Raw genomic sequence first — 7706 nt, 5'->3', positions numbered from 1 at the left:
TTTTTGAGGATTTATATCATTTCTGGCTGGGGCGCGATTCAAAAATATCTAATCAGTTCACCTATTGTTTTAGCGATGATAAAATTCAAAAACTTGAAAACAATAATTATTTAACTTGAAAAATCATATAAATATTCAAGTGATCAAATGCCAACTACGGTTGAAATCAAGGGAGAGTTCGAGAAAAAAATAAAGCGGCTCATAGATGCGGGGATATATGGGAACATAGCCGAGGCTGTTCGTGATGCGCTGCGCCATCTGCTTCGGGAGTACGATGAGAAGGAGATCGCAGCAGAACTATACAGGCAGGAAAAAGTCTCACTTGCCAAAGCAGCAGGTATAGCAGGGGTTTCCATAACCAGAATGAAAGAAATCCTTATTGAAAAAGGGATTAAACCCAGACTCGGAGTGGAGGGCGTCAGAGAGCTTTATGAGGACTATGAAACCTTGAAGGGGACAGAAGATTGATAGTACTGGACACAAGTGTCATAAGTGCATTCTCCGAGATCAGAAGGTTTACCCTGCTAAAGGAGATATTAAGCCGGTTAAAGATAAAAGCGATCATTCCACATACAGTAGAAAAGAAAATAATATTCTCAGAAGCCATATCAGCCCTGAAGAGTAATGGTGGATGGATAGACATAGAAAAGGCGCAGGATTTTGAACAGTATCTTTTCGTACTGCATGACGGCGAATCAGGTGTTATCGCACTGGCAAAAAAACATGGCTGGATTGCCGCGCTTGATGACCTTGATGCAAGGAAAGTTGCAAAGAAAGAGCATGTAAGGATTACAGGCACACTGGGATTGCTTAAAATCGGGTATGAGCTTTGTCCGATAAAAGACAAACAGGAACTCCAGAAAATAATAAATGAACTGAGGAATACCGGATTTTTCATGGCGCCTGATATTATAGAAGGCATTCTGGATACAGAAAAAAAAAAACCGAATGCCGGAGAGGGGTAGCTTCATAGACCTGACTGATAGTATACTTGATTTTTTATGAATAAATATCATGGCGATTTTACAATCGCTGTCAACTTTAGCATCGCAACAATGACCGTTACAGCCAGCAAAGGAATCATAGCAACTGTAAGGGATGCACTAAACCAGGAGAATATGATATACAGATATGGAATATTGATACCGAAGTAGCTCAATGCATAGATCGCTGCTACAATGATAATCAGCCCTGGAAGCATGCTAATGATGTCGGTTTTACTGGGCGCTGCACCAGCTCCCAATGTCAGTGCGAGGTAAAGAAAAACATATGTTCTCCAGTTCAAATAATCCAGGCCCGTGATAAAAGAAAGAGTTCCATCGAACAAAAATCTTGTTTCCATAAGTATATCAAAAGTGCCAGATGGAGAATCAAAATGTATTCCAAAGTAGCGGCTTATAAGCAGCAGTATTGCCGGGCATCCGATCAATGGAGCAACTGATATGGCAGCATTTCCAATGAAAGGTATCTTTGGAGCAGTATATTCTACGTGTCCCAGGGTGTTCCCTGATGGCATGATGCTGAAATCAGTTATGCGTGCTCCCATGAGCAAAGCCACTATTGCATGACTAGATTCGTGTACTACCGTTCCCGGCAACATAAGAACAATGTACAGAGTTTTCGATACTGACGCCAAGGAATGGTGTAAGTATTCTGAGATCAAATAGAGCGCAATTGCCAGGAGTGGTAGGATATACATATTTATCTGCACCAGGCAAGCGTCTGCATGATCTTGATCAATACAAATCTTTTTTTGTTCATTGTAGTTCTCTTTTCAGTATTGTTTTTGGCTAATGAAAGCAAGCGGTTAGATATAGCCTTCTGGTTGAGGCACGGCGAAAGGTATCTGGTCAATTTACCCATGTTTTAAAACCGCAAGCTTATATATATACCAAGTTATATGTTCTGTCTTATCAAATAATATTTCCGCCTGCAAGGATGACAAGGGATGGAAACAATCGATAAAAAAGCCTTAAGCGAACGGGATATATGCACCAAGTATATTACTCCTGCAATTCTTCAATCCAGGTGGAATATATACACTCAGGTACGTGAGGAAGTTACATTCACTAAAGGTCGGATTATAATAAAAGGTGCCCATGTGAGCAGAGGGGAGGCAAGGCGAGCAGATTACATTCTATATTACAAGCCCAATATTCCAATAGCTGTTATCGAGGCTAAGGATAACAATCATGGGGTTGGTGATGGTATGCAGCAGGCACTTGTCTATGCCGAGATGCTGGATGTACCTTTTGTTTATAGCTCAAATGGTGATGCATTTCTGGAACATGATTTTACGGTCAAATCGGGTCTGGTTGAAAAGGAGCTTCAGCTCAATGAGTTCCCATCTCCTGAAGTGTTATGGAAGCGGTACTGTGCATGGAAAGGAATTGATGAAACAAAACAACCAATTGTTACGCAAAATTACTATTCTGATGGCAGTGGGAAGACACCACGCTACTATCAACATATCGCTATTAACCGCACAATTGAAGCCATTGCAAAAGGACAAAACCGCATTCTATTGGTCATGGCTACAGGGACGGGAAAGACTTTTACTGCTTTTCAGATCATCTGGCGTTTATGGAAATCACGCACCAAAAAGCGCATCCTGTATCTGGCTGACCGAAATATCCTGATTGATCAAACTAAAACGAATGATTTTAAGCCGTTCGGTACAGCAATGACCAAGATCGAGAACAGGCAGGTTGATACTTCATACGAAATCTACCTGTCGCTTTATCAAGCGGTTTCCGGCACGGAAGAGTGGAAACACATATATAAACAGTTTTCACGGGATTTCTTTGACCTGGTTGTAGTGGATGAATGTCACCGTGGAAGCGCTGCTGAGGATTCAGCATGGAGAGAGATATTGGAATATTTTTCCTCTGCTACACAAATCGGGTTAACTGCAACACCGAAAGAAACAAAAGATATCTCCAATATCCATTATTTTGGTGAGCCAATCTATACATATTCACTCAAACAGGGAATAGAAGACGGCTTCCTTGCGCCATATAAGGTCATACGGATTGATCTGGATAAAGACCTCACAGGGTGGAGACCGGAAAAGGGTAAGCAGGATAAGTATGGTAAGGATATTGAAGATCGAATATACAACCAGAAAGATTTTGATAAGACACTTGTTATTGAACAGCGCACCCAACTGGTAGCATGGAAAGTAACAGAGTTCCTGAAGGCAACAAATCGTTTTGATAAAACCATTGTATTTTGCGAAGATATCGACCACGCCGAACGAATGAGGCAGGCGCTGATTAATGAAAATGCCGATCTTGTGGCACAGAACAGAAAATACGTTATGCGTATCACGGGCGATGATGCTGAAGGCAAAGCCGAACTCGATAATTTTATCCTGCCTGAGAGCCGCTATCCGGTGATCACTACCACCTCCAAACTTATGAATACTGGCGTGGATGCACAGACATGTAAGCTCATTGTCCTTGATCAACGCATCCAGTCAATGATCGTTTTCAAGCAGATCATTGGCAGGGGAACGCGCATCAATGAGGATTTCGATAAATTCTATTTTACGATAATGGATTTTAAGAAAGCAACAGAGTTATTCGCCGATCCAGCGTTCGATGGCGAACCAGTGGTGATATACAACCCGGAACCTGGTGGTCCCCCGGTGCCGCCAGAGGATAGTGATGACAGCTCCAAGCGTATAAAATTTGTTGTCAGCGACGTGCCTGTTAAAGTTGTTGCTGAGCGTGTGCAGTATTATGACAAAGAGGGCAAACTGATCACTGAATCGCTGAAGGATTACACTCGCGCCACAGTTCGAAAGGAGTTTGCTTCGCTGGATTCTTTCCTTAATAGATGGAGCAAAGCCCAGAAAAAGAATTTAATCATCCAGGAACTTGAAGGGCATGGGCTGCTGCTTCATGCATTGGAGGAAGAAGTAGGAAGGGACTTTGACCCTTTCGATCTTATTTGCCATGTGGTTTATGACCAGCCGCCTTTTTCCCGCAAGGAACGCGCCGAGGCGGTTCGCAAAAGAAACTACTTTGCAAGATACGGCGATAAGGCGCGCGCTGTCCTTAATGCGCTTCTGGATAAATACGCTGATGAAGGGATAGAGAATATAGAGAGCATGGAGGTACTTAAGGTCCAGCCACTTGACCGGTTCGGCACTCCGCTTGAAATCATCAATATATTTGGAGGCAAGGATAAATACCTCGCGGCGTTAAGAGGATTGGAAACACAAATTTATATGGCGGAAGCTTAATGTTCAGGATTAGAATAAAATACACCGCAAAGAACGCAAAGGGCACAAAGATAACGATAACATCGAACTCGTAACGAACTTATAGGTAGAGTTCGTACGAGTTCGTATTAGTTCGTTGTTTTAAAACATAAAAAATTAACAACGAACTCAATACGAACTCACAACGAACTCGACCTGGTCTCATTTCAGTTCGTATCAGTTCGCTGTTCATATTGAACTCACAGAGCTTATCAATCAGGAAGGAGGGAAAAACAATTTCGATCAGCACCACTATCAAGACCATCCAGGATATCATGCGAAAAGATGCAGGCGTGGATGGTGATGCCCAGCGCATCAGCCAGCTTGGATGGATGCTCTTCCTTAAGATATTCGATGACAGGGAGAAGGAATATGAATTGCTGGAGGACGACTATCACTCTTCTATCCCCGAGCGGCTGCGCTGGCGCAACTGGGCTGCTGACCCTGAGGGAATTACGGGCGAGGAACTGCTGGATTTCGTGAACAACGACCTCTTTAGAACGCTCAAGGACCTGACGCTGAGTTCGGAGGACAGGCGCGGCTCTGTTGTGCGCGAGGTATTCACGGACTCCTACAACTACATGAAGAACGGCACGCTCATCAGGCAGGTCGTCAACAAGATAAACGAGATCGACTTTAACAGAGCAGATGACCGCCACCTGTTCGGCGACATCTACGAGCAAATCCTGCGCGACCTCCAGAGCGCGGGCAATGCCGGAGAATACTATACCCCGCGCGCAGTTACCCAGTTCATGGTGGACATGGTCGATCCCAAGCTCGGTGAAAAATTCCTTGACCCTGCCTGCGGCACAGGCGGTTTCATCACCTGCGCTATAAACAATATCCGCAAGAACTATGTAAAAAGCGTAGAGGATGAAGAAATCCTCCAGCGCTCCATTTCCGGCGTGGAAAAGAAGCCGCTTCCGCATCTTCTGTGTGTGACCAACATGCTGCTCCACGGCATCGAAGTACCATCGCAGATAAGGCATGATAATACCCTTGCCAGACCGTTGCGCGATTATGGCCCTTCGGACAGAGTGGACGTTATAGTAACAAATCCACCTTTTGGCGGCATGGAGGAAGACGGCATCGAATCCAACTTTCCTGCAACTTACCGCACCAGAGAAACCGCAGACCTATTTTTTTTGCTTATCACTCATCTTCTGAAGGATGACGGGCGCGGCGCCATCGTACTGCCAGACGGCACGCTGTTCGGCGAGGGCGTAAAGACGCGCATCAAAGAAAAGCTGTTTGAGGAATGCAACCTGCATACCATCGTGCGCCTGCCCAACGGCGTGTTCAGCCCATATACTGGTATAAAGACCAACTTGCTCTTTTTCACCAAAGGCGCGCCTACAAAAGAGATATGGTATTACGAGCATCCCTACCCGAATGGAGCGAAAACCTACAACAAGACAAAGCCCATCCGCATCGAGGAATTCGAGCCTGAAAAGGCATGGTGGGGGAAGCGAGAGAAAAATGAGCATGCATGGAAAGTATCAATTAATGAGATCAAAGCCAGCGGCTATAATCTCGATATCAAGAACCCAAGCGTGCCGAATAACTCTCACAGCGACCCTGAAGAACTGCTGGAAGAGTACCACAAGTTACTCACAGGGATTGCAGAAACACGAAATACGCTTAAAAATGAGCTTAGGGCTGCGCTTGAAGTGAAGAACGCATGAAGCTTGAGACTTTTTTCGATAATTTTGAGCTGCTGGCTGATGCGCCGAACGGAGTGCAGAAGTTGCGCGAGATGATATTGCAACTGGCTGTGCGGGGGAAGCTTGTGCCACAGGATGCGAATGATGAGCCAGCAGGGGTGCTGGTGGAAAAGTTGATGAAAGGGAAAAAAATCAAGAAAACAAATGATCTGATACCCATTCATGAAAACGAGATCCCCTATGAAATTCCAGTTGGATGGAAATGGGTAAGGTTGGGCAATATTTTTTCACTTAAAACTGGAGCAACACCAAGCACAAAAAATCTCAATTATTGGAATGGAAATATCAGGTGGTTAAAATCAGGAGATGTAAATCAAGGAAAAATTTTTGATTGTGAAGGAAGGATTACTGAAAAAGGTTTAGAAAATTCTAACTGCAAAATATTGCCTATTGATTCCGTTTTGATTGCATTAAATGGACAAGGGAAAACCAGAGGAACAGTAGCAATGTTAAGAATAGAAGCAGCGTGCAATCAATCTCTTGTTGCAATGATTTCAGAAAATAAAGAAGATTTTATTCCAGAATATTTATTGTTTTATTTGAAAGCTAATTATATGAATATCAGAAATATAACTGGTCATAAACAGAGAAGGGGATTAAATATGAAAATTGTTGGTAATCTTTTAGTAGCTCTCCCTCCTTCTAACGAACAATACCGCATCGTCGCCAGAGTCGACCACCTCATGTCCCTCTGCGATGAGCTTGAGGCGCGCCAGCAGAAGAAGCGCGAAAGCCGCGCGCGTCTGAACAACGCCGCGCTCGACCGGCTGCTCGCTGCACGCGCACCGGGGGAGTTTGCGGAGGGCTGGCGGCGCATCAGCGATAATTTTGACTTGCTGTATGATGCGCCGGAGAATGTGGGCGCGCTTCGACAGGCGATTTTGCAGCTTGCAGTAATGGGGAAGTTGGTGGCGCAGGATGCGAGTGATGAACCCGCTTCTGTGCTATTGGAGAAAATTGAGGCTGAAAAAGAAAACCTTGTTAGAGATAAAAAAATTAAAAAAGCTGAACCACTACCCCCAATAGAGATGGAAGAAGCACCTTTTGATTTACCAAATGGTTGGCAGTGGGCAAAGCTGGGAAATCTATGTGAGTTAATTACCAAGGGCTCTTCACCAAAATGGCAAGGTGTAAATTATGTGGAGCCCGAAAATGGAATTCTTTTTATTACCAGTGAAAATGTCGGAAGCTATTTACTCAATTTGAAAGAACCAAAATACGTCGAGAAAAAATTTAACGAGATCGAACCACGATCAATATTAAAACAGAACGATATATTAATGAATATCGTTGGTGCTTCGATTGGCCGCACAGCAATATATGATCGCAATGATATTGCAAATATTAATCAAGCTGTTTGCCTTATCAGGGTTATAGATAAACAAAATCTACTTAATCTTAGATACCTTTTACATTTTTTTAATAGCCCTATTTGCATATCTTTTATGTTCGATAAACAAGTGGATAACGCCAGAGCAAATCTTAGTATGGGTAATATATCAAAGTTCCCTGTTCCTTTGCCTCCATATCTTGAGCAGGAAAGAATCGCGGACAAAGTAAACCAGCTCATGTCCCTCTGCGACAACCTCGAAGCCAGCCTTTCGCGCTCGCAGGCGGACGGCGAGAGGTTGATGGAAGAGGTCGTGAGAGTAGTTTCAGGAGCAGATTGCAAAAGCAAATAAGTAATTAAAACAATTACAATCTTGAGAAAGTGT

7 protein-coding genes are annotated in these 7706 nt (G+C 43.8%); 5 read left to right on the top strand and 2 right to left on the bottom strand.

Annotated elements, in window-relative coordinates:
* Positions 1–147: 147 nt before the first annotated feature.
* Both MNV_RS08935 and MNV_RS08930 read left to right on the top strand, forming a co-directional pair.
* Complete coding sequence (locus MNV_RS08935; RefSeq protein WP_096205347.1) at positions 148–468, top strand: UPF0175 family protein; 321 nt, start codon at positions 148–150, stop codon at positions 466–468.
* On the top strand, positions 465–965 hold the full coding sequence (locus tag MNV_RS08930; protein ID WP_096205345.1) for a hypothetical protein: 501 nt from the start codon (positions 465–467) through the stop codon (positions 963–965). Before MNV_RS08935 ends, MNV_RS08930 begins: the two co-directional genes overlap by 4 nt.
* 47 nt (positions 966–1012) lie before the next feature.
* Here MNV_RS08930 and MNV_RS08925 read toward each other — a convergent pair whose 3' ends face one another.
* Together MNV_RS08925 and MNV_RS19550 are read right to left on the bottom strand one after the other, a co-directional pair.
* A complete protein-coding gene (locus MNV_RS08925; RefSeq protein ID WP_143311706.1) occupies positions 1013–1699 on the bottom strand; it encodes a M50 family metallopeptidase in 687 nt (228 codons plus the stop codon).
* A 2-nt stretch (positions 1700–1701) separates the two neighbouring features.
* Complete coding sequence (locus MNV_RS19550; RefSeq protein WP_179293891.1) at positions 1702–1854, bottom strand: hypothetical protein; 153 nt, start codon at positions 1852–1854, stop codon at positions 1702–1704.
* 94 nt (positions 1855–1948) lie between these two features.
* On the opposite strand from MNV_RS19550, the gene hsdR reads away from it, so the two are divergent.
* The 3 genes from hsdR to MNV_RS08910 all read left to right on the top strand — a co-directional run bounded on the left by hsdR (position 1949) and on the right by MNV_RS08910 (position 7673).
* Positions 1949–4249: an EcoAI/FtnUII family type I restriction enzme subunit R gene (gene hsdR / locus MNV_RS08920; protein ID WP_218837962.1), complete on the top strand. Its 2301-nt coding sequence runs from the start codon at positions 1949–1951 to the stop codon at positions 4247–4249.
* A gap of 212 nt (positions 4250–4461) precedes the next feature.
* Positions 4462–5952: a type I restriction-modification system subunit M gene (locus MNV_RS08915; RefSeq protein WP_218837961.1), complete on the top strand. Its 1491-nt coding sequence runs from the start codon at positions 4462–4464 to the stop codon at positions 5950–5952.
* A complete protein-coding gene (locus MNV_RS08910) occupies positions 5949–7673 on the top strand; it encodes a restriction endonuclease subunit S (RefSeq protein ID WP_096205342.1) in 1725 nt (574 codons plus the stop codon). The genes MNV_RS08915 and MNV_RS08910 overlap by 4 nt, the downstream gene beginning before the upstream one ends.
* The last annotated feature ends 33 nt before the right edge of the window (positions 7674–7706 follow it).

The sequence above is a fragment of the Candidatus Methanoperedens nitratireducens genome (genome assembly GCF_900196725.1).
Lineage (GTDB): Archaea > Halobacteriota > Methanosarcinia > Methanosarcinales > Methanoperedenaceae > Methanoperedens > Methanoperedens nitroreducens_A.
This window is presented reverse-complemented; position numbering and strand designations above follow the sequence as displayed.

Bases quoted from the DNA above. Each gene is read 5' to 3' on its own strand.
- MNV_RS08935 (WP_096205347.1), top strand. From the start codon at position 148: ATGCCAACTACGGTTGAAATCAAGGGAGAGTTCGAGAAAAAAATAAAG.
- MNV_RS08925 (WP_143311706.1), bottom strand. From the start codon at position 1,699: ATGTATATCCTACCACTCCTGGCAATTGCGCTCTATTTGATCTCAGAA.
- hsdR (WP_218837962.1), top strand. From the start codon at position 1,949: ATGGAAACAATCGATAAAAAAGCCTTAAGCGAACGGGATATATGCACC.
- MNV_RS08910 (WP_096205342.1), top strand. From the start codon at position 5,949: ATGAAGCTTGAGACTTTTTTCGATAATTTTGAGCTGCTGGCTGATGCG.